General features: G+C 73.8%; 19 protein-coding genes. 11 read left to right on the top strand and 8 right to left on the bottom strand.

The features are described from left to right. Positions 1–22 precede the first annotated feature (22 nt). Together AB0J67_RS25250 and AB0J67_RS25245 are read left to right on the top strand one after the other, a co-directional pair. Positions 23–553 carry a hypothetical protein gene (locus AB0J67_RS25250; RefSeq protein WP_363485918.1) on the top strand — a complete coding sequence of 177 codons (531 nt, stop codon included), beginning with the start codon at positions 23–25 and terminating at the stop codon, positions 551–553. A gap of 119 nt (positions 554–672) precedes the next feature. Further along, a complete protein-coding gene (locus AB0J67_RS25245) occupies positions 673–1,944 on the top strand; it encodes a vanadium-dependent haloperoxidase (RefSeq protein WP_363485917.1) in 1,272 nt (423 codons plus the stop codon). 1 nt (position 1,945) lies between these two features. On the opposite strand, the gene AB0J67_RS25240 is transcribed toward AB0J67_RS25245, so the two are convergent. Continuing rightward, positions 1,946–3,739 carry a glycoside hydrolase family 15 protein gene (locus AB0J67_RS25240; RefSeq protein WP_363485916.1) on the bottom strand — a complete coding sequence of 598 codons (1,794 nt, stop codon included), beginning with the start codon at positions 3,737–3,739 and terminating at the stop codon, positions 1,946–1,948. A gap of 189 nt (positions 3,740–3,928) precedes the next feature. Between AB0J67_RS25240 and AB0J67_RS25235 the strand changes: the two genes are divergently transcribed. Then, positions 3,929–5,197, top strand: a complete 1,269-nt coding sequence (locus AB0J67_RS25235) for a hypothetical protein (RefSeq protein ID WP_363485915.1) — start codon at positions 3,929–3,931, stop codon at positions 5,195–5,197. Positions 5,198–5,240: 43 nt separating this feature from the next. Here the strand turns inward: AB0J67_RS25235 and AB0J67_RS25230 are convergent, their stop codons facing one another. Further along, positions 5,241–5,957: a TetR/AcrR family transcriptional regulator gene (locus tag AB0J67_RS25230; RefSeq protein ID WP_363485914.1), complete on the bottom strand. Its 717-nt coding sequence runs from the start codon at positions 5,955–5,957 to the stop codon at positions 5,241–5,243. An 80-nt stretch (positions 5,958–6,037) separates the two neighbouring features. Between AB0J67_RS25230 and AB0J67_RS25225 the strand changes: the two genes are divergently transcribed. The 5 genes from AB0J67_RS25225 (at position 6,038) to AB0J67_RS25205 (ending at position 10,644) form a co-directional block, all read left to right on the top strand. Further along, on the top strand, positions 6,038–7,234 hold the full coding sequence (locus AB0J67_RS25225) for an FAD-dependent monooxygenase (RefSeq protein ID WP_363485913.1): 1,197 nt from the start codon (positions 6,038–6,040) through the stop codon (positions 7,232–7,234). Between the two features lie 13 nt (positions 7,235–7,247). Then, complete coding sequence (locus AB0J67_RS25220) at positions 7,248–7,949, top strand: LysE family translocator (protein ID WP_363485912.1); 702 nt, start codon at positions 7,248–7,250, stop codon at positions 7,947–7,949. Positions 7,950–8,118: 169 nt separating this feature from the next. Continuing rightward, positions 8,119–8,958 carry an alpha/beta fold hydrolase gene (locus tag AB0J67_RS25215; RefSeq protein ID WP_363485911.1) on the top strand — a complete coding sequence of 280 codons (840 nt, stop codon included), beginning with the start codon at positions 8,119–8,121 and terminating at the stop codon, positions 8,956–8,958. An 86-nt stretch (positions 8,959–9,044) separates the two neighbouring features. Further along, positions 9,045–10,364, top strand: coding sequence for a cation diffusion facilitator family transporter (locus AB0J67_RS25210; protein ID WP_363485910.1), 1,320 nt, complete (start codon positions 9,045–9,047; stop codon positions 10,362–10,364). Positions 10,365–10,401: 37 nt separating this feature from the next. Beyond that, positions 10,402–10,644, top strand: a complete 243-nt coding sequence (locus AB0J67_RS25205) for a DUF6458 family protein (protein ID WP_203744383.1) — start codon at positions 10,402–10,404, stop codon at positions 10,642–10,644. 162 nt (positions 10,645–10,806) lie between these two features. Here the strand turns inward: AB0J67_RS25205 and AB0J67_RS25200 are convergent, their stop codons facing one another. Then, positions 10,807–11,550 (bottom strand): ABC transporter permease, encoded by a 744-nt coding sequence (locus tag AB0J67_RS25200; protein WP_363485909.1) that lies wholly within the window; start codon positions 11,548–11,550, stop codon positions 10,807–10,809. A gap of 1 nt (position 11,551) precedes the next feature. Continuing rightward, a complete protein-coding gene (locus AB0J67_RS25195) occupies positions 11,552–12,301 on the bottom strand; it encodes an ABC transporter ATP-binding protein (RefSeq protein ID WP_363485908.1) in 750 nt (249 codons plus the stop codon). Positions 12,302–12,434: 133 nt separating this feature from the next. Here AB0J67_RS25195 and AB0J67_RS25190 point away from each other — a divergent pair, with 133 nt between their 5' ends. Genes AB0J67_RS25190 through AB0J67_RS25180 form a run of 3 tightly spaced genes read left to right on the top strand, consistent with a single transcriptional unit; the run spans position 12,435 to position 16,037 of the window. Continuing rightward, a complete protein-coding gene (locus tag AB0J67_RS25190) occupies positions 12,435–14,456 on the top strand; it encodes a histidine kinase (RefSeq protein WP_363485907.1) in 2,022 nt (673 codons plus the stop codon). Beyond that, positions 14,420–15,070, top strand: coding sequence for a response regulator transcription factor (locus AB0J67_RS25185; protein WP_363485905.1), 651 nt, complete (start codon positions 14,420–14,422; stop codon positions 15,068–15,070). Before AB0J67_RS25190 ends, AB0J67_RS25185 begins: the two co-directional genes overlap by 37 nt. Before the next feature lies 1 nt (position 15,071). After that, positions 15,072–16,037: a GNAT family N-acetyltransferase gene (locus AB0J67_RS25180; protein ID WP_363485904.1), complete on the top strand. Its 966-nt coding sequence runs from the start codon at positions 15,072–15,074 to the stop codon at positions 16,035–16,037. 51 nt (positions 16,038–16,088) lie between these two features. Here AB0J67_RS25180 and AB0J67_RS25175 read toward each other — a convergent pair whose 3' ends face one another. From AB0J67_RS25175 to AB0J67_RS25160, 4 genes are all read right to left on the bottom strand, one after another. Then, the gene (locus tag AB0J67_RS25175) at positions 16,089–17,156 is read right to left on the bottom strand and encodes an ABC transporter permease (RefSeq protein WP_363485903.1); all 1,068 of its coding nucleotides are present in this window, start codon (positions 17,154–17,156) and stop codon (positions 16,089–16,091) included. Further along, positions 17,153–18,055 (bottom strand): ABC transporter ATP-binding protein, encoded by a 903-nt coding sequence (locus tag AB0J67_RS25170; RefSeq protein WP_363485902.1) that lies wholly within the window; start codon positions 18,053–18,055, stop codon positions 17,153–17,155. Before AB0J67_RS25170 ends, AB0J67_RS25175 begins: the two co-directional genes overlap by 4 nt. 41 nt (positions 18,056–18,096) lie before the next feature. Next, complete coding sequence (locus tag AB0J67_RS25165; protein WP_363485901.1) at positions 18,097–19,347, bottom strand: acyltransferase family protein; 1,251 nt, start codon at positions 19,345–19,347, stop codon at positions 18,097–18,099. Positions 19,348–19,520: 173 nt separating this feature from the next. Beyond that, positions 19,521–20,777, bottom strand: a complete 1,257-nt coding sequence (locus AB0J67_RS25160) for an alpha-L-fucosidase (RefSeq protein WP_363485900.1) — start codon at positions 20,775–20,777, stop codon at positions 19,521–19,523. Positions 20,778–20,827: the final 50 nt, after the last annotated feature.

Raw genomic sequence — 20,827 nt, 5'->3', positions numbered from 1 at the left:
GGATCCCGTAACCTCCCGTGGCATGGACCTTCGCGAACCGTTCGCCGGCACCCTCCACCTGCCGGACAAGCTCCTGCAGACCGGGACGTCGCCGGTGATGCTCGCCGACGGGCAGACCGTCGCCAAGGTGCGCTACCACTTCTGGACGATGCGGCAGCGGTTCGAGATCCTCGACCCGCGCGACGCGGTGGTGGCCGAGGGCGTGGCGCGGGGCATGATGGCGCGGACCTACCAGGTGACCCGCCCCGGTGGTGGGCGGGTCGTCGAGCTGCGGCTGAGCATGTGGCGGCCGCTCGGCGGGGCGGTCGCCACGCTGGCCAACGGGCACACCGTGGAGGTGCTCAAGACCAGCATCTGGTCGGACCGGCGGTTCGAGCTCGCCGCGGCCGGGCGGCCGTTCGCGCGGATCACCCCGACCACCGGGGTGTTCACGTTCCAGCCGGACTCGTACGAGTTCGTCCTCGACCGCCCGGTGATGACGGCGCTGGAGGCGATCTGCCTCGCGCAGTGCCTGCGCAGCGCGGTGCGGGCGCTGCGCGAGGCGTCCGGCTGACCTGCACACTTTCCGCTGAATCGCGCGCCGGTTCGTTCGTTTCCGCATCAAACGCCTGCACAATGGACACGTCCCCTGCCGGCCCGCACGGGCGGGCACGCGCGTCCCCAGGAGAGAACATGCGGCTCCGTCCCCGTTTCAGTGCAGTGCTCGCCACCCTCGCCGCGGCCGCCGCGGTGCTGCTCCCGGCCGGCACGTCCGTCCCGGCCCGCGCCGTCGGCGCCGCCCCGCCCAACGCCGTCGTGGTGTGGAACCAGCACACCGAGGAGGCGATCCGCAACTCGGGCCCGTTCGTGCCGCACGTCGCGCTGATCCACCGCGCGATGGTGCACGGCGCCGTCTACGACGCTGTCAACGGCATCGCCCGCACCCACACGCCATACCTGGTGCAGGTCGACTCGCAGCCGGGCGACTCGATCGACGCGGCCGCGGCCACCGCCGCGTTCCGGATGCTGACCCACCTGTTCCCGGCGCAGAGCGCCGCGCTGCAGGCCAGGTACGACACCGCGCTCGCCGCCGTGCCCGACGGCCCGGCCAAGCTGGGCGGCATCAACGACGGCGAGCAGGCCGCCGCCGCGATGATCGCGGCCCGGCAGGACGACGGCCGTGGCGCGCCGGTCGACGTCGTCATCGGCACCGCACCGGGCCAGTGGCGCCCGACGCCGCCCGCGTTCGCGATCGACCCCGCGCCGTGGGCGGGCGACGTCACGCCGTTCACCATCCCGAGCGCGGCCGCGCTGCGGTCCGACGGGCCCAACCCGCTGACCTCCGCCGCGTACGCCGAGGAGTTCAACGAGGTCAAGGCGGTCGGCTCCCGCACCGGCAGCACGCGTACGCCCGACCAGACCGACGCGGCGCGGTGGTGGGCGGCCGTGCCGCAGGAGGCGATGCTGCGCGGGCTCGCCACCGACCACGGGCTGTCCGCGCCCGACACCGCGCGGCTGTTCGCGCGGGTGGGGCTGGCCACCGCCGACGCCGTGATCGCCTGCCACAACGACAAGGCGCACTGGAAGTCCTGGCGGCCGGTGACCGCGATCCGCGAGGCCGCGAGCGACGGCAACCCGGCCACCGAGCCGGACCCGGCCTGGACCCCGCTGCTGGACACCCCGCCGTGGTACGAGCACTCCTCCGGGCACTCGTGCAACGTCTCCGCCTGGACCTGGGCGCTGACCGACTTCTTCGGCACCGACGAGGTCGCGTTCTCGGGGTTCAACGCGGTCACCGGCACCACCCGGAGCTTCAGCCGGTTGTCCGAAGCCCGCAAGGAGATCGTCGACGCGCGGGTCTGGGCCGGCATCCACTTCCGCACCGCCGACAACCACGGCGCGGTGATCGGCAAGAAGGTCGCCTTCCACGGCGGCAAGCACTACTTCCGGCCGGTCGGCGGCTGACTCACTCGCGGGGCCGGTTCTCCGTCGGCCCCGCGGCGGCGGCCAGGTGGCGGGCGGTGTCGATCAGCGGCACGTGGCTGAACGCCTGCGGGAAGTTGCCGACCAGGCGCCGGGCGTCCGGGTCGTACTCCTCGGCCAGCAGGCCCACGTCGTTGCGCAGGTCGAGCATCCGCTCGAACAGCTCGCTCGCCTCGCCGACCCGGCCCATCAGCGCATAGTTCTGCGCCAGCCAGAACGTGCAGGCCAGGAACGCGCCCTCGCCCGGCGGCAGGCCGTCCACCTGGGACTCCGGGCGCTGGGTGTACCGGTGCACGAACCCGTCCTGCATCAGCTCCCGCTCGATCGCGGTGACCGTGCCGCGCACCCGCGGGTCGGTCGCCGGCAGGAAGCCGACCAGCGGCATCATCAGCAGGGACGCGTCCAGCTCGGCCGAGCCGTAGTACTGCGTGAAGGTGTTGCGGCGCGCGTCGAAGCCGTTGGCCAGAATGTCGCGGGCGATCTCGTCGCGCAGCGCGCGCCACCGGTCGGCGGGGCCGGTGCGGCCGAACTGCTCGACCGCCTTGACCGAGCGGTCGGCCGCCACCCAGGCCATCAGCTTCGAGTGGGTGAACTGCCGCGAGCCGCCGCGCACCTCCCAGATGCCGTCGTCGGGCCGGGTCCAGTTGTCCGACACGAAGTCCATCAGCGCCAGCTGCAGGTCCCAGGAGGGCTGCTCGTGCTCGATGCCCGCCTTGCGGGCCTGGTGCAGCGCGTCCATGACCTCGCCGTACACGTCGAGCTGGAACTGCTCCGAGGCGGCGTTGCCGATGCGCACCGGCTTGCCGCAGTAGCCCGGCAGCCAGTCCGCGATCCGTTCGGTGAGCAGGCGCTCGCCCGCGACGCCGTACATGATCTGCAGCTTGGAGGGGTCGCCCGCGATGGCGCGCAGCAGCCACGCCCGCCAGGCCCGCGCCTCCTCGACGAACCCGCAGTACATCAGCGACTGCAGGGTGATCGTGGCGTCGCGCAGCCAGCAGTAGCGGTAGTCCCAGTTGCGTACGCCGCCCAGCTCCTCGGGCAGCGAGGTGGTCGCCGCGGCGACGATGCCGCCGGTGGGGCCGTAGGTCAGCGCCTTGAGGGTCAGCAGCGAGCGCACCACCGCGTCGCGCCAGGGCCCTTCGTAGGTGCAGCCGGCGATCCACTCCTGCCAGTACGAGACGGTGCCCTCCAGCGACACGATCGGGTCGACCGGGTGCGGGGTGGGCATGTGCGACTCGCGCCAGGTCAGCACGAAGGGCACGTGGAAGCCCGCGCCGACGCTGAAGTCGGCGACGGTGGCCAGGTTCTCCCCGTGCACGGCGACGGGGGTGCGCAGCCACACCGCGTCCGGCCCGGCGACGGCGACCAGGTCGGCGTCGAGCCGGCGCACCCAGGGCACCACGTGGCCGTAGTCGAAGCGCAGGCGCAGGTCCATCCGCATGGGCACGCGGCCGCTGACGCCCTCGACGATGCGTACCACGTCGGCGGCCTCGCCGCGGGGCGGCATGAAGTCGATCAGCCGCACGGTGCCCTCGTCGGTGTCGAACTCGGTCTCCAGCACCAGGGTGTCCCCGCGGTAGCGCCGCCGCACCGCCCGGACCGGCGTGGCGGGGGCGATCTGCCAGCGGCCGTGCTCCGGCGTGCCGAGCAGGGCGGAGAAGATGGCGCCCGAGTCGAACCGGGGCAGGCACAGCCAGTCGATCGAGCCGTCCCGGCCCACGAGCGCCGCGGTCTGGGTGTCACCGATGACCGCGTAGTCCTCTATCCGCAACGGCATGTGATCGACGTTACCCGTGCCGCCGCATGGTGAAACAGTTCCGATTCCGACCTGCCTGGATCCGTTGTCGGCGCTGGTGAACGGGCACTTGAGCGGTCGCTCAAGAAGCGCTATCGTGCCTCTTGAGCGATTGCTCAAAAGCTGGCGGCCGTTCGGTCCGCCACCTCCCCGCCGAGCCCGGAGCCCGTCATGAGCCAGCACCCCGAGCCATCCGCCCAGCCGTCGCCCTGCGCCGCCCCGCCCGCGGCACCGGCTCGACCGGAGCCCGGCGGCACCGACGCGGTCGCCGTGGCCGGGGTGGCGCCGACCTCGATCGCCGCCGATGCGGTCGGCCGCGGGACGGTGGGCGCCGCGACGCGCAGCCGGGTCGCGCCGTGGCTGGCCGCAGCCGCCCTGCTGGTCGTCGGCCTGGCGGCGTTTGGTGTGGTGCGGGTCGCCGGCGCGGTCGGTGAGCCGGCCGCCTCCGGCCCGGCGACCGCCGGACCGGCGACCGCCGGGCCGCTTGCCCCCGCCGATCCGCCCGTCGCCGCGGTCCCGTTCACCGCGACGCCGCCGGCCCAGGCTCCGGTCTCGTTCGACCCGCTGGTGCGGTTCGCGCGTTTCGGCCGGCTGCCCGACGGGGTGGTGCACCGCACCACGATCGTCCAGGCCGGTGGGCGCGGCGCGTACACGATGGAGGCCGGGCGGCCGACGCGGAGCACCGGCGCCAAGGTCGTCGTGACGTTCTTCCCGCAGGGCGCGGCGCCGCACGAGGACTGCTCGGCGGCCGCGGGACTCGCGCCCCGCCACTTCGGCGCCTCCTCCTCTGCCCCGCAGGTCGTGCCGGCCGTCGGCGGCCGCCCCGCGCAGTGGGCGGACGGCCGGCTGCGCTGGGAGTACGCTCCCGGCGCGTGGGCGGAGATCGCCGGCGAGGATCTCACCGACGGCGGGGACGACGCGGCCGCCGAGCTGGCGGCGCTGGCCAAGGTGGCGGGTGACCTGCGTTTCGGGGCCGAGTCGTTGCGATTCCCGCTGCTCGTGCCGCATCCGGCGCCGGACCTGCGGCTGGTCGCCACGACCGTCACCGAGCGGTCCAAGGTGGGCTGGTCGGCGGCGCTCGCCTTCAGTGCGGGGGACTACTGCCCGGACGGCAGGGGAGCGGCCGGGGGGACGCTCACCGTCGCGGTGGCCGCGATCATCCCCGGCTTCGGCTGGACCGGCGACCACGCCAACGCCACCCTGGACGGTCACTCCGCGATCCGGCAGGACCTGCCGGGCGGTGGAAAGGCGCTGGCCGTGTACGACAACCCGGGTCCGTACCTGACGCTGGTCGCGGCCGACGACGCGACCCGGACGCTGCTCGGCGTGCCCGGTCTGGACGGTCTCTATCGGCGGGCCCAGGTGCTGGCCGAGCCCGACCTCCACACGATCGCCGAGCCGGTCGACCAGTCCGGGTGGACCACCGACCCGGTGCGCTGACCCTCGCTCGGCGCGCCGGGACGCGCCGAGCGGTGCCCGCCCGCTACGCGGAGGGTGCGCCGCCGTGGGACGGCGACGGCACCCTTTTCGTGGTCATGAGGGTGGCGAGGCCGTCGAGGATGCGGTCGAGGCCGAAGGTGAAGGCCTGGTCCCGGCCGCCGTCGACGGCCGCGGCGGCGGCCGTCTCGGCGAGGGCGGGGAAGCGGTCGGCGTGCTCGCGCAGCACGGTGGCGACGGCGGTGGTGAGCTGGGTTTCGGAGGTGCGGGAGGCGGCGGCCTGCTGGGCGATCATGCGGGCGTGACCGGCCAGCACCGCGATGGTGTCGAGGCGCTCGCTGCCGGACAGGCCGGTGCCGGTGAGGGCGGACAGGGCGCACTCCATCCAGCCCAGCTCGTTGGGGCCGAGGGGGCGGGGGCCGACGGTCGCTTCGAGCACCCATGGGTGGCGCAGGTATGCCGCCAGCAGCCGGTGGGACCAGTCGCGCAACGCGTGGCGCCAGTCGCCGGTGTCCACGTCGGGTGGTGCGCCGACCGCCTTCTCGACCATGAGCGCCACCAGCTCGGCCTTGCCGGGCAGGTACCGGTAGAGCGACATCTTGGTGAAGCCGAGGTCGGCCGCGACGCGCTGCATGGATACGGCGGCCAGGCCCTCGCTGTCGGCGACGGCGAGCGCGGCGTCGGTGATCTGGTCCAGCGTCAGTGCGGGCTTCGGGCCGCGGGTGGGCTGGGCGCGCACGGCCCACAGGAACTCCGACGACACCGGGTTGTCCTCCCTCGAAAACTGTGTCTAGCATACACAGTTAGAAACAGTGTCCGCCGGACACAGTTGGGGGAGGCGTCATGCGCACTGTGTTGATCTCGGGAGCCGGCATCGCCGGACCTGCCCTCGCGTACTGGCTGGGCCGCGCCGGGTTCCGGCCGACCGTCGTCGAGATCGCGGCCGGGCCGCGTACCGGCGGCGGGGCGGTCGACTTCCGGGGCGCGCACCTGACCGTGCTGGAGCGCATGGGGGTGCTGGACGAGCTGCGGCGGGCGCAGACCGGCGGCTCGCCGATGCGCTTCGTCGACGCCGCCGGGCGCCGGCTGATGGAGCTGCCCGCCGACTTCGCCGGCGGCGAGGTCGAGGTGCTGCGCGGCGACCTGGGCCGCATCCTGTACGAGCACAGCACGCCGTACGCCGAGTACCGCTTCGGCGACACGGTGACCGCGCTGACGCAGACGGCCGACGGCGTCGAGGTCGACTTCGCCCGCGGCGACCGCGCCACCTACGACCTGGTGGTCGGCGCGGACGGGGTGCGCTCGACGGTGCGGCTGCTGGCGTACGGGCCGCACGGGCGCCACCTCAGCCACCAGGGCTACTACGTGGCCACCTGGGAGGTGCCCGGATTCCCCGGGCTCGGCCGGACCAGCCTGCTCTACAACGAGCCCGGCCGCATGGCGAGCATCGGCGGCGACCACCGCGACGCGGCGCGGGCGTCCGCGTTCGTCGCGTTCGCCTCCCCGGAGCTGGACTACGACCGCCGCGACACCGGGCGCCAGCGCGAGCTCATCGCCACCGCGCTCGGGGGCATGGGCTGGCACACCCCGCGCCTGCTGGCCGCGCTGCCCACCGCGACCGACCTGTACTTCGACGCGATCTGCCGCATCGACGTCACGCCCTGGTCCCGGGGCCGGATCGCGCTGCTCGGCGATGCCGCGTGCGGCGCCACCATCGGCGGCATGGGCGCGGGCACCGCGATCGTCGGGGCGTACGTGCTCGCCGGGGAGCTGGCCGCCGCCGGTGGCGACCACACCGTCGCGTTCGGACGCTACGAGCGGCTGCTGCGCGGCTACGCCCGGGGCGGGCAGCAGGGCGGGCAGAACACCGGCCGGTTCCTCGCCCCACGCCGGGCCTGGGCCGCGCGCCTGCGCAACAGCCTGCTCAACCGGCCGTACTTCCTGAACCTCATGCTGCGCACCGCCGACGACCGCACCACGGCCCTGCGGCTGCCCGACTACCCGCTGCCGCGAGCCGACCGGCGGCCCGATCCGGTGTGACAGACTGCGGGCCATGACCGTCGCCTCCGCGCTGGCCTCGTTCGCGCTCGTCGCCGGGCTGCTCACCATCGTCCCGGGCGCGGACACCGCGCTCGTGCTGCGGGTCGCCGTGGCACAGGGGCGCCGGCACGCGTACGCCACCGCGGCGGGCATCTGCACCGGCGCGCTGATCTGGGGCGCCGCCGCGGCCGCCGGAGTGTCCGCGCTGCTGCTGGCCAGCTCGACCGCGTACGCCGTGATGCGCGTGGCGGGCGCCGCCTACCTGGTCGTCATCGGAGCGTTGATGATCCGCGACGCCTGGCGCTCCCGGAAGGCAGCGGCCCCGCCGGAAGGCGCGACCGCAGCGGAAGCGCAGGCCGACCCGGGAACTCCGATCGCGAACGGGTCGCCCCGCGCCGGACGATCGGCGTGGCGGTCGTTCGGACGGGGCTTCCTCACCAACCTGCTCAATCCGAAGGTCGGCCTGTTCTATGTGGCGCTGCTGCCGCAGTTCCTGCCCGACGGCGTGCCCGCGCTGCCCATGGGCGTGCTGCTCGCGCTCGTCCACGACGCCGAGGCGATGATCTGGTTCGCCCTGCTCATCGGCGGCGTCGACCTGGCCCGCCGCTGGTGGACCGGCAGCGGTCGCACTGCCGCCCGGGTCCGCCGCGCCATCGACGCCCTCGCCGGCACCGTCCTCGTGGCTCTCGGCCTCCGCCTGGCCGCCGACCGCTGACCGCCACCGACGTGCGCGGGCAAGATCGCGAGTCTGTGTCAGAAAGTGTGGTGAGAGTGAAGGTTGCGACACGATCTCGCGATCACATTCCAGGTCGCCTGGCCTTCGGTCCGGCCGGGAGGCTGGGCAGGACTGGGCCGCGGGGTGTGCCGGGGCGGAGAATGAAGCGGTGCTGAAGGCATCCTCGGTGATCCGTCCCGCGCTGATCGTGCTGCTGGTGGTCGTGCTGCTGTTGACCGCGCTGTGGCTGCTGCAGCGGCGGCTCATCTACCTGCCCGACACGTCGCCCGCCGGACCGGCGGGCGCTGCGCTGCCGGGCGCCCGTGACGTCACCCTGCACACCACCGACGGGCTCGACCTGGGCGCCTGGCTGGTGCCGCCCACCGGCCCCGACCGCGGCATGGCGGTGCTCGTGGCCAACGGCAATGGCGGCAACCGCGCCGGGCGGGCCGTCGTCGCCCGTGAGCTGGCCGAACGCGGCTTCGCCGTGCTGCTGTTCGACTACCGGGGGTACGGCGGCAATCCGGGCAGCCCGTCCGAGGCCGGGCTGGCGCTGGACGTGCGCGCTGCGTACCGCCATCTGGTGGACGAGGCGGGGGTGCGGCCGGACCGGCTGATCTACTTCGGAGAGAGCCTGGGGTGCGCCGTGGTCACCGGCCTTGCCGTCGAGCACCCGCCGGCGGGGCTGCTGCTGCGCTCGCCGTTCACGGACCTGGCGGCGACGGCCGCGACCCACTACCCGTTCCTGCCGGTGCGGACGATGCTGCGCGATCGGTTCCCGCTCGCCGAGCAGATCACGCGGGTGGACGTGCCGACGGCCGTCGTCTACGGCACCGACGACTCGGTGGTGCCCGCCGACCAGAGCCGCGCCGTCGCCGCGGCGGCCGCCGGGCCGGTCGAGGTCACCGCGGTGGACGGGGCGGACCACAACGACGCGGTGCTGTTCGAGGGCGCCGAGGTGATGGACGCCGCGGTGCGGCTCGCCGACCGCATCACGGCGGGCCGGTGAGTCGCGGCGCGGTCCACGACATCTTTGCTGTACTCACCACGCAGGTGTGGTGACTGTGGAAGTGCTCCATATTCGGGAGGCGCGGCATGAGTGTTCGACGCGACGGGCGGCACGGCGGCGGTGACACCGGCGGCGGTCGCCACGATCACGCCCGCCGCGAGCCTGACGGCGACCACCGTCACGACGGTGACCACGCTCACGACGACCACGCCCACCCCGAAGACCACGACCACGGCCACGACCACAGCCACGGCCACGGCCACGAGCACGGGCATGACCACGACGGGCACGGACATGACCACGACGAGCACGGGCACAGTCATGACGAGCACGGTCATGACGAGCGCGAGCGCGAGCACGAGCACGGGCACGGGCACGGCGGTGGGTTCGCGCGGCTCAGGCATCAGATCGGGCACCTGTTCAGCCCGCACTCGCACGACGCGGCCGACAAGGTCGACTCGGCGATGGAGTCGTCGCGCGAGGGCCTGCGCGCGCTGTGGATCTCGCTGGTCGTGCTCGGGATCACGGCCGTGGCGCAGGCCGTCGTCGTGTACTTCTCGCACTCCGTCGCGCTGCTCGGCGACACCCTGCACAACGTCGCCGACGCGCTGACCGCCGTGCCGCTGGGCGTCGCGTTCCTGCTCGGGCGGCGCAGCCCGACCAGGTCGTACACGTACGGCTTCGGCCGGGCCGAGGACCTGGCGGGCATCTTCATCGTGCTGACCATCGCCGCCTCGGCCGCGTTCGCCGGGTACGAGGCCGTCCGGCGGCTGCTCGACCCGCAGGAGGTACGGCACCTGCCGTACGTCGCCGCGGCGGCGCTGATCGGGTTCGCGGGCAACGAGCTGGTGGCCCGCTACCGGATCGTGGTCGGGCGGCGCATCGGCTCGGCGGCACTCGTCGCGGACGGTCTGCATGCGCGGACCGACGGATTCACCTCGCTGGCGGTGCTGCTCGGCGCGGGCGGCGCCGCCCTGGGCTGGTGGTGGGCGGATCCGGCGGTGGGCCTGCTGATCACCGTGGCGATCCTGCTGGTGCTCAAGGACGCGGCGCGCGAGGTGTACCGGCGGCTGATGGACGCGGTCGATCCGGAGCTGGTCGACACGGTGGAGCGGACGCTGCGGGACACCCCGGGCGTGGTCGGCGTGGGCGAGGTCCGGCTGCGCTGGATCGGGCACCGGCTGCGCGCGGAGTGCGCGGTCGAGGTGGACGGCGAGCTGAGCGTGGTGCGGGCGCACGCGATCGCGGTCGACGCCGAGCACCGGATGCTGCACGCGGTGCCGAAGCTGACGGCGGCGCTCGTACACGCCGATCCGGCCGGTCAGCCCGCGGATCCGCACGCGGCGCTGGAGCATCACCGCCCCGCCGGGGACGGCGAGGTTCGCCGGGCGCGCGGGCGGGTATAGCCGCTCCGAGGCGAGCACTCGCCGGAAGGAGACTGACATGGGTATCGGCGCGAGCCTGTTCCTGATCGCCGTCGGGGCGATCCTCACCTTCGCGCTCGACGTGAGCATCAGCGGTCTCGACCTGGACGTGGTCGGCTGGATCCTGATGGCCGTCGGCGCCGCGGGCCTGATCCTGACCACCGTCATCTGGAGCGGTCGGCGCCGCACCGTGGTGACCAACACGCCCGTCGACCGCCGCGTCGTCGAGGAGAGCGACCCCGTTCCGCCCCCGCCGATGTGATGTACCCATGACCGGGGCAGGGCCGCTGCGGCGCCCTGCCCCGGTCGTGTGCGCGGCGTGCGGTGGGCCTGGCCGGCCCCTGGCAGAGTCCGCACGGACGTTAAGAAGGGCACCTTCTTCTACGCATGGCGTTAAGAAGGTGCCCTTCCTTTTCTCCGAGGGTTACTGCCAGCGGAAGAGGCGGACGGCGAGGGCGCAGGTGACGGCGGCGTACGCGGCGGTGACGGCGAGGTGCAGGGGCTGCGGCCAGTCGCCGGACCAGGCGGCCTGCATCGCCTGGGACGCGGCGCCCAGCGGGGTGAAGTCGGCGACCTGGCGGGCGCCCTCGGGCATCATCGGGCCGGGCGTCCACACCCCGGCGAAGAACAGCATCGGGAAGTAGACCAGCGTGCCGATGCCGGCCGAGGCGCGGCTGTTCGGGGCGAGCGCGGCGATCAGCAGGGCGACCCCGGTCATCGCGGCGGCGCCCAGCAGGTACGCGACCAGCAGCGCGGGCCAGTTCTCGGGGCCGCGGCTGCCGAAGGCGAGCACGGCGGTGAGCATCATCAGCGCCGAGCCGATGAGCAGCGCGGCCACGTTCACGCCGAGCTGGGCGGTGATCAGCGCGGACGGCTTCACGGGGGTGGTCGCCAGGCGGCGCAGCACGCCGCGCTCACGGTACGTCGCGAGCACGCCGAGCAGGCTGGTCATGGTGACCGTGCCGATCGCCAGGGCCAGCACCACCGGCAGGTAGAGGTTGATCGGCAGCTCGCCGTCGAGGTCGGCCGAGGGTTCGCTGAACGCCGGGATGGCGTTGCCGAGCACCAGGATCAGGATGGCGGGAAAGGCCAGCGCGAAGAACGCGCCCACCGGCTCGCGCAGGAACAGGCGTGCCTCGGAACCGGTCATTCGGGAGAGGGCGGACATGTCAGGCTCCTGCGCGGCTGTCGAGGGGGGAGGCGGCGGTGAGGGCGAGGAACGCGTCCTCGAGGTTGGCGCGGTAGCCGTCGACGTCGCCGACGCCGGCGACCAGCCCCGCCGGGGTGTCGAGCGCGGCGAGCCGGCCGTCGACGAGCACGGCCAGCCGGTCGCACAGCCGCTCGGCCTCGTCCATGAAGTGGGTGACCAGCAGCACGGTCACGCCCCGGTCGCGGATCGCGCGGATCAGCTTCCAGATCTCGCGCCGGGCACGCGGGTCCAGCCCCGTGGTGAGCTCGTCGAGGATCGCCACCCGCGGGTTGCCGACCAGGGCCAGCGCGATCGACAGCCGCTGCTTCTGCCCGCCGGACAGCTTCGCGTACGGCTTGTCCACGTGCTCGGTGAGCCCGACCGAGGCCAGCAGCTCGCGCCAGTCGGCGGGGTGGGGGTAGAAGGAGGCGTACAGCTGCATCGCCTCGCCGACGCGCAGCCGGTCCTGCAGCTGGCTCTCCTGCAGCTGCACGCCGACCAGGCCGCGCAGCTTCTCGTGGTCGCGCCGGGCGTCCAGGCCGAGCACGGTGATGCTCCCCGAGTCGGGGGTGCGCAGCCCCGCGATGCACTCCACGGTGGTGGTCTTGCCGGCCCCGTTCTCGCCGAGGATGCCGAAGATCTCGCCCTCGGCGACGGTGAAGGAGAGGCCGTTCACGACGGTACGGTCGCCGTACCGCTTGGTGAGTCCGTTGACTTCGATGACTGCCATGCCGAGAAAGTTAGGGCCACCGCGCACGGCCCGGTATGACGCTGCATGCCGACCGGGGGTGTAGTTATCCCCACCCTTTCCGGGCGCCTTCCGGCAGTGCGCGCAGCCCCGCCGATCGGCGACGATGGCGGGCATGATCCGGTCGTACGCCCTCGCCCCGCTCCGCGGCCTCTTCCTCGCGCTGCTCGCGGCGGTCGGGCTCGCCGCCTCGCTGCCGCTGATGATCTCGATCGCGCTGGTGGTGACCTACCCGGCAGTGCTGGTCACGGTGCGGTGGATGACGGGGGTATCGCGGCGGCTGGCCGGCGACTGGGGCCGGACGGTCGTCGAGCCGCCCTACCGCACCGGGACCCCGCCGGTGCCGGTGCAGCGCGAGGACGGCTGGTACGAGCACCAGGGACAGCTGTACAAGTCGCCGGGCTACCCGCAGTTCTTCCTGCGCATGGAGTGGCTGACCGAGGACCCCGCGACCGGCCGCGACTGGATGTGGCTGCTGCTGCTCGGCCCGCTGGGCGCCCTGCTCGCGCTGGCCGGCCCGGCGCTGCTGGTGGCGGGTGTGCTCGCGGTCGCCGGCGCCGGCGCGGCCGGCCGGGCCGCCGCCACGGCGACGGGCCTGCCGGAGGCGGCGCTGACCTGGTGGGGGCTGCTGCCGGGCGGGCCCGCCTGGCAGGCCGTCGCGGTCGGTGTCGCGGCGGCGGTCGCCGGTCTGCTGGCCGGGCCCGCGCTGCTGCGGGTGCACGGCCGGTGGGTCCGGCACTGGCTTGGGCATGCGAGCCGGTCCTGGTGGCACACGTCCGGCTTCGGGGCCTGGCTCAGCCGCGGCGGGCACGACACGTGGAAGGCCGTGCTGCTGCTCGGGCTGTCGCTGACCGGGTTCACGGTGTTCCTGGTGACCCTGCTGCTGACGATGGTCAGCGGCGGGTTCGGCATCGCCTGGCTGGCGTACGCGATCCGCCCGATGGTCAACCACTACCGGCGCCTGTGCGCGAGCTGGGGCGGCATCGAGCTGCCCGACCCGTACCGGGCGCGTGAGCCGGTGACGGGGCCGGGCCCGGACGGGCGCTACCGGGTCGGGCGCACCCTGTACGCCACCCACGACGGCGCCCACCGGGCCGGGTTCTTCCCGTGGATCCTGGGCGACCCGGCGACCTGGCGCGACCTGCTCTGGATGGCCACCGCCCCGCTCGGCGCGCTGCCCGCCGTCGTGCCCGCCGTGCTGCTCGGCGCGGGCTACTTCGGCCTGTTCTGGCAGGCGCTGTTCTGGCCGCTGTGGGCGGTGCCGCTGGGCCTGATCACCGGCATCTGGGTCAGCCCCTGGTACATGTGGCAGCTGCTGACCCTGGGCATCCCCGCCGCGGCCGCCGTGCCGGGCTGGCTGTCCGTGCCGATCGGGCTGGCCGCCGGGCTGCTCGCGGTGCTGCTGGCCCGTCCCGTGCTGGGCGCGATCACCGCGTGGGCGTGGCTGCTGCTGGCGCCCACCCGCTCGGCGCGGCTGGCCCAGCGGGTCGTGCACCTGGCGCAGACCCGCGCCGACGCCGTCGACGCGCAGAGTGCCGAGCTGCGCCGCATCGAGCGCGACCTGCACGACGGGGCGCAGGCCCGGCTGGTCGCGGTCGGACTGAGCCTCGGCGCGGTCGAGCAGCTGCTGGACCGCGACCCCGACGCCGCGCGGGCGCTGCTGGCACAGGCCCGGGAGACCTCCGCCGCCGCCCTGTCCGACCTGCGCGACCTGGTGCGCGGCATCCACCCGCCGGTGCTGGCCGAGCGCGGCCTGGTCGACGCCGTACGCGCGCTCGCCCTCGACGCCGCGCTGCCCGTGCAGGTGCACGCCGACCTGGACGGGCAGCCGCCCGCCCCGATCGCCACCGCGGCGTACTTCGCCGTCGCCGAGGCGCTGGCCAACGCCGCCCGCCACGCGGGGGCCGGCCGGGTGGGCGTCGACATCCGGCATGCGGGCGGCCTGCTGCGGGTCACCGTCACCGACGACGGCCGTGGCGGTGCCGACCCCGCGCGGGGCAGCGGCCTGTCCGGGCTGCGCCGGCGGCTCGCTACATTCGACGGAACGCTCGCCCTGCACAGTCCGCCGGGCGGCCCGACCGTGCTGACGATGGAGATACCGTGCGCGTTGTCCTCGCCGAGGACCTCTACCTGCTGAGGGAGGGGCTGGTCCGCCTGCTGGAGGCGCACGGGTGCACCGTCGCCGCCGCCGTGGAGACCGGCCCGGACCTGCTGGCCGCGCTGCTGGCACACCGCCCGGACGTGGCCGTGGTGGACGTACGGCTGCCGCCGACCAACACCGACGAGGGCCTGCAGGCGGCGCTGGCGGCGCGGCGGCAGGTGCCCGGCCTGCCCGTGCTGGTGCTGTCGCAGCACGTCGAGCAGCTCTACGCCCGCGAGCTGCTGGCCGACGGCACCGGCGGCATCGGCTACCTGCTCAAGGACCGGGTGTTCAACGCCGACCAGTTCCTCGACGCGGTGCGGCGGGTGGCCGCGGGCGGCACCGCGATGGATCCCGAGGTGATCGCGAAGCTGCTGCAGCAGCCGTCCCGCAACGTGCCGCTGGCCCGGCTCACCCCGCGCGAGCGGGCGGTGCTGGAGCTGATGGCCGAGGGCCGGTCGAACGCGGCGATCGGGCAGAAGCTGTTCCTGTCGGAGAGCGCGGTCGGCAAGCACACCGCGAGCATCTTCGGCAAGCTCGACCTGGCGCCGTCCGATGACGACAACCGGCGGGTGCTGGCCGTGCTGGCGTACCTGAACGGGGCGGCCTGAGATGGCGCGGCCGCAGGCGTCCCGGATCGGGGACACGGGGGAGTGGCCGCTGGGCGCGACCGTGGTGGTGCGCCGCGACGACGGTGCCGTGCTGCTGATGCACCGGCGGCGCTACGAGCCCGACGACGCCGGGCCGTGGGCGTGGACCGCGCCCGCGGGCGGGCGGGAGCCCGGTGAGCCGATCCTGGCCACCGCGCTGCGGGAGCTGCGCGAGGAGACCGGCCTGACCGGGGTCGCGCCGGTGCCGGTGGACCTGTCCGGCAGCTGGGCGCTGTTCGCCGCCGAGGTCGGCGCGGACGCCGCGGTGACTCTGAACGACGAGCACGACCGGTTCGCCTGGGTGCCGCCGTCTGAGGTGGACGAGCTGGTCCGGCCGCCGCACGTGGCCGGGCGCTACCGCCGCGCGCAGGCGGTCGGGCTCGGGCCGTTGGCGTTCCGGTCGCTGTCCCGCGCGGACCTGCCGGACCTGGTCGCCTGGCTGCGGACCGAGCACGTCCGCCGCTGGTGGGCCAGGATTCCCGAGGACGTGGCGGCGGCCGAGGAGAAGTACGGCCCGCGTATCGACGGCGCCTCGCCGACCTCGGTGGACGTGGTGCTGCTCGGCGGCAACCCCGTGGGGTTCGTCCAGTCGACGCCGCTGGCGGCGCAGGAGGACTACCTCGAAACGGCCCGCTGGGTGACCCGCGACGGCGCCGACTGCGTGTCGATCGACTACGCGGTGGGGGAGCCGTCGCTGGTCGGGCAGGGGTTCGGCACGCGCCTGATCTGGGAGTACGTCCGCGACGTGGTGCCGGTGCGGTATCCGGGCAACCGGTTCGTCGTCGCGGACCCGGCGACGTCGAACACGGCGTCGGTGCGGGCGTGCGAGAAGGCCGGGTTCCGGCGGGCGTTCGACTTCGACCCGGCCGAGGGCGTACACCGGCACGCGCTGTGCGTCTTCGAGCGCGCCCGGGTCATCGGGAGTTAGGAGGGGCACCTTCTACTACCTATGAGGTTAAGAAGGTGCCCCTCCTTCTGGCTAAGCGTCGTCCCAGCGGAAGAGGGCGGCGGCGACGGCGGACAGCACGACGGTGAAGCCGAGCAGGATGCCGATGTCGGGCAGGGTGACGGCGAAGGCCTCGCCGCGCACCATCACGTCCTGCATCGACGACACCAGGTGCTTGAGCGGCAGGAACTCCGAGACGGTGCGCAGCCACTCCGGGGCGCCTTCGAGCGGGAAGAACGCGCCGGACAGGAACGCCATCGGCAGCGTGATCAGGTTGGCGATGGCGCTGGCCGCCTCGGCGGTCTTGGCCACGGCCCCGGCCAGCAGGCCGATCGACAGGAACGCCAGCGTGCCCGCGATCATGATGGGGATGAAGCCCCACCACTGGTCGGCCAGCTGCAACCCGAAGTAGGGCAGCAGCGCCACCCCGATGAAGATGGCCGACTGCACCAGCGCGATGGCGATGCTCACCAGGACCCGGGCGCTGATGATCGAGGTGACCGGCACCGGGGACAGCCGCAGCCGGCGCAGGATCTTCTTCTGCCGCCAGGTGACCAGCGTCAGCGCCGCGCCGAACGTGGCGCCGGTCGCGATCGCCCAGCCCAGCAGGCCCGGCGTCATGTACTGGATCGCCTTGAGCGACTCGTCCTCGACCGGCTTCGCGCTGAGCTTGAGCGCGGGGGTGGTGACGCCGGCGGCGGCCAGGTTCGCCTCCTGGACCAGCGACTCCAGGATGCCCTGCACGGTGGCCGCCTTGACCTGGTCCGCCGCCGAGTAGTGCACGATCAGCTCGCCGCCGACCTGCTCCAGCGCGGCCGCCTTGTCGCCCTTGCGCACCTGCTCCAGCGCGTCCGCGCGGTCGGCGGTGCGCTCGACGGCGAGCACCTGGCCCAGCCCGGCGGCGGCCTCGGCGGGCAGCTGCTCCAGCACCGGGACCGAGCCGATCTGCAGCACGTCGGTCTTCGACGCGCCGCTGTCCTTGAACAGGCCGCCGAACAGCACCAGGAACATCAGCGGGAACAGGATGGTGAAGAACATGGCGGTGCGGTCGCGGAAGAACCCGCGGGCCATCGCCGCAGAGAGGCTGACGAAGCCGGTCACGCGCGGTACTCCCGTCCGGTGAGGTGCAGGAAGACGTCCTCCAGGGTGGCGCCGCGCACGGACAGGCCGCGCAGCGCGTCCCGCTCCGCCAGCGCCGACAGGACCGGCGCGGGCGTACGCGTCGCCAGGGTCAGCGACACCCCGTCGTCGGACACCTCGACGCCGTCGGCCAGCGCGCGGGCGGCGTCGGCGGTGAGCACGCCGCTCTCGATCGCGATGCGGGTCGGCGCGTCCAGGTCGCGCACCAGCGTCGCGGGCGGCCCGGACTCCAGGATGCGGCCGTGGTCCATGATGGCGACCCGGTCGCACAGCGACTCGGCCTCGTCCAGGTAGTGCGTGGTCAGCACGACCGTGCGGCCCTGGCCGTTGATGTCGCGCAGCACGTCCCACAGGTTGCGCCGGGCCTGCGGGTCCAGGCCCGAGGTCGGCTCGTCGAGGAACACCAGGTCCGGGCCGTGGGCCAGCGCGCAGGCGATGGACAGCCGCTGCTGCTGGCCGCCGGACAGGTCCTCGTTGCGCTTGTCGGCCATGTCCTCGAGACCCACCACGCCGAGCCACTCGTCGGCCTTGCGGGCGGACACGCCGTACAGCGAGGCGAAGGTGCGGATCTGCTCGCGCGCGGTCAGCCGCTCGAAGAACGCGCTGGCCTGCAGCTGCACGCCGATCCGGGGGAGCAGGCGCGGGTTGCGCGGCCAGGGGCTCTCGCCGAACAGGGTCACCGTGCCGGAGTCGGGCTGGCGCAGCCCTTCCATCATCTCCAGCGTGGTGGTCTTACCCGCGCCGTTCGGGCCGAGGATGCCGAAGAACTCCCCGGCCTGGACGTCGAAGGAGATGCCGTCGACGGCGCGCAGCTCGCCGTACGACTTGCGCAGCTCCTCGACCTTGATCGCTGATGACATGTGGTGCACCCTATCTCGCGGTTGCCAGTGCTTTCAGTCGTTTATGGACGGAGCCCGAACAGGAGCCGGCTGATCCTGGTGCGCCGCACCAGCAGCTCGTACGCGGTGACGGTGAGCAGCAGGGCGATGGCGACCAGTGCCGCGTACTTGACCGGGATCGGCGCGTGCCAGGTGACCACCGCGTAGGCGACGGCCACCACGATCGGCTGGTGCAGGATGTAGATCGGCAGTGCCCCGACGGCGAGGTAGCCGTAGACCCGCGGGCCGAGGCCGGGCCGCGCCCGCTCGGCCGGCGTGCTGGAAGCAGCGGCGGCGGGCTCGGCGACCGGGTCCGCGCCTGTGCCGGTGCGGCGGCGGTCCAGCAGGCCGAGGATGGCGACCACCCAGCACCAGCCGGTGACGCCGTAGAGGGCCCGTGCCGTCACGGCGGCGCCGGTCAGATCGGTGAACGGGTCGCCGCCCTCGATGGACAGGAACAGCGGCATGCCGACGGCCAGCAGCGCGGTGCCCGCCACTGCGGCCGGCGCCGCGTCACGGCGCATCGCCGCGCGGAAGCGCTCGTCGCTCGCGAGCAGCACGCCGTACAGGAAGAACAGCAGGTATGCCCAGCGGCTCCAGCCGGCCAGGCCCTCCTCCATGCCGTCCAGGGCGCAGATCAGCGCCAGCGGCAGCGCGGGCAGCAGGATCACGCCGCGGCGTGCGACGGCCGCGGCGGCCAGGTCACGGGCGCGGCGCACCGGGCCGTCCGGCAGCAGCCGCAGCGCGGCCGACAGCAGCAGCGCCCAGGCCAGCAGCAGCACCACGAACCACAGGTGGCCGGTCTCGAAGTGCTCGCCGCCCAGCACGAACGGGAACTCCCCGGGCTGGAGGCGCACGTCGAAGAAGCGCGGCAGGAACCGCCAGTACGGCTCGTGGTAGCCGGGGCCGGCGGCGTGCAGCCGCAGCCACTGCGGGATCGGCAGCAGCGCGACGATCGCGAACAGCAGCGGCACGCCCAGCCGCCGCAGCCGCTCGGCGGCGAACCCGCCCGGCCCGCGCCGGCGCAGCGAGTGACGGGCGCCGTACCCGGCGATCAGGAACAGCAGCGGCATCGCCCAGACCACGCACAGCCCGGCGATGACCGTGGTGACCGCGGTGGTGTCGGCGTTCTTGACGTAGTAGTCGTCGCGCTCGTCGAAGACCAGCGCGGAGTGGAAGAAGATCAGCCCGACCACGACCAGCGTGCGTATCGCGTCCAGCTCCGGCCGCCGCCCCGGCGGGGCCATGCCGGGTGAGCGCCGCGCCGCTGCCATATCGCTCCTTCGCCCGTCGCTGCGTCGGGAAGGGCACCTTCACCTGCGGCCGGCGAGCTGGGCTGTCGCGCCCACTGCCGTCCTGAGCCCGTGAAGGCGCCCTTCCCGAGCCCCCCGATGCCCCCTGTCCTCTGGAGTGACGCGGTGGGAGGGCGGATCGGTGGCTTGCCGGCTCAGTCCATTTTCGACACGTCGATGAGGCCCTGCTCCGCCAGGCGGGGCAGGGCCTCGTGGCCGGTGCGGAAGGCCGTGACAGCGGTCAGCCGGGCGGCCGGGTCGTCGAGGGTGACGGTCAGGCGGCGGGTGCGCACGGTGGGGAAGGCGTGCCAGCGGCGTACGCCCACGGTGTGGCCGCAGGCCACCACGGCGTCGCCGCAGTGGAGCTGGTGGCCGCCCACGCGCTGGCCCGAGGTGAGGTCCTCGCGCAGCTCGACGTGGTCGAACGCGACCTCCTCAGCGAAGTCGGCGATCGCCCGGCCCGGTTCGTGGGTCAGCCGGGCGGGCAGTGGCGCGGCGAAGCGGCGGCGCAGCTCGTCGGTGACCTCCAGCAGGCGGGCGACGTCGGTCTCGTCGAGGCGGCCGCTGCGGTCCGGCGGCACGTTGAGCAGCAGGCCCGCGCCGAGGCCGACCGACCGGTACCAGATCGCCAGCAGGTGCTCGGCGCTCTTGAGCGTGCCGAGGTCGTCGGGTTGCCAGAACCAGTGCGCGCGGATCGGCACGTCGCACTCCGGCGGCAGATAACGCGCGCCGTCGAGGGTGTCGTGGTCGGCGGTGAACATGGACCTGCCCAGCCGGTCGACGGTGTACCGGCACGGGTCCGCGGCCAGGCCGTCCTCGTTGCCGACCCAGCGGATGGTGGGCCGGCCCATGTTGAACACCATCGCGTCCGGCTGGTGCCTGCCGACCACCTCCATGATCGCGTCCCAGTCGTAGGCGCGCCCCTCCGAGCCCGCGCCGTCGAACCAGAGCTCGAACAGCGGCCCGTACTCCGTGCAGAGCTCGGTGAGCTGGGCGAGGTAGAAGGCGTCGTACGCCGCGGGATCGGGATAGCAGGCGGCGTTGCGGTCCCAGGGGGACAGGTAGAGCCCGAGTGGCATGCCCGCGGCCCGGCAGGCCGCGGCCAGCTCGCCGACGACGTCGCCGCGCCCGCCGCGCCACGGGGCGGCGGCCACCGAGTAGTCCGTGGTCCGGGTCGGCCACAGGCAGAAGCCGTCGTGGTGCTTGGCCGTGAGCACGACGTATCGTGCGCCCGCGCGCTGCGCGACGTCGACCCACTGCGCCGCGTCGAGGTCGGCCGGGTCGAACGTCGCCGGGTCGAGGGTGCCGTCGCTCCACTCGCGGCCATGGAAGGTGTTGAGGCCGAAGTGCAGGAACAAGCCGAAACCGGCCTCCTGCCAGGCGAGCTGACCCGGGGTGGGGATGGCGGACACGGTGCTCCTCGCGGACTGTAACCGGTTACTGTGCGCCAGGATCCTATAGG

The organism is Catellatospora sp. NPDC049609, assembly GCF_040675365.1.
Classification (GTDB): domain Bacteria; phylum Actinomycetota; class Actinomycetes; order Mycobacteriales; family Micromonosporaceae; genus Catellatospora.
This window is presented reverse-complemented; position numbering and strand designations above follow the sequence as displayed.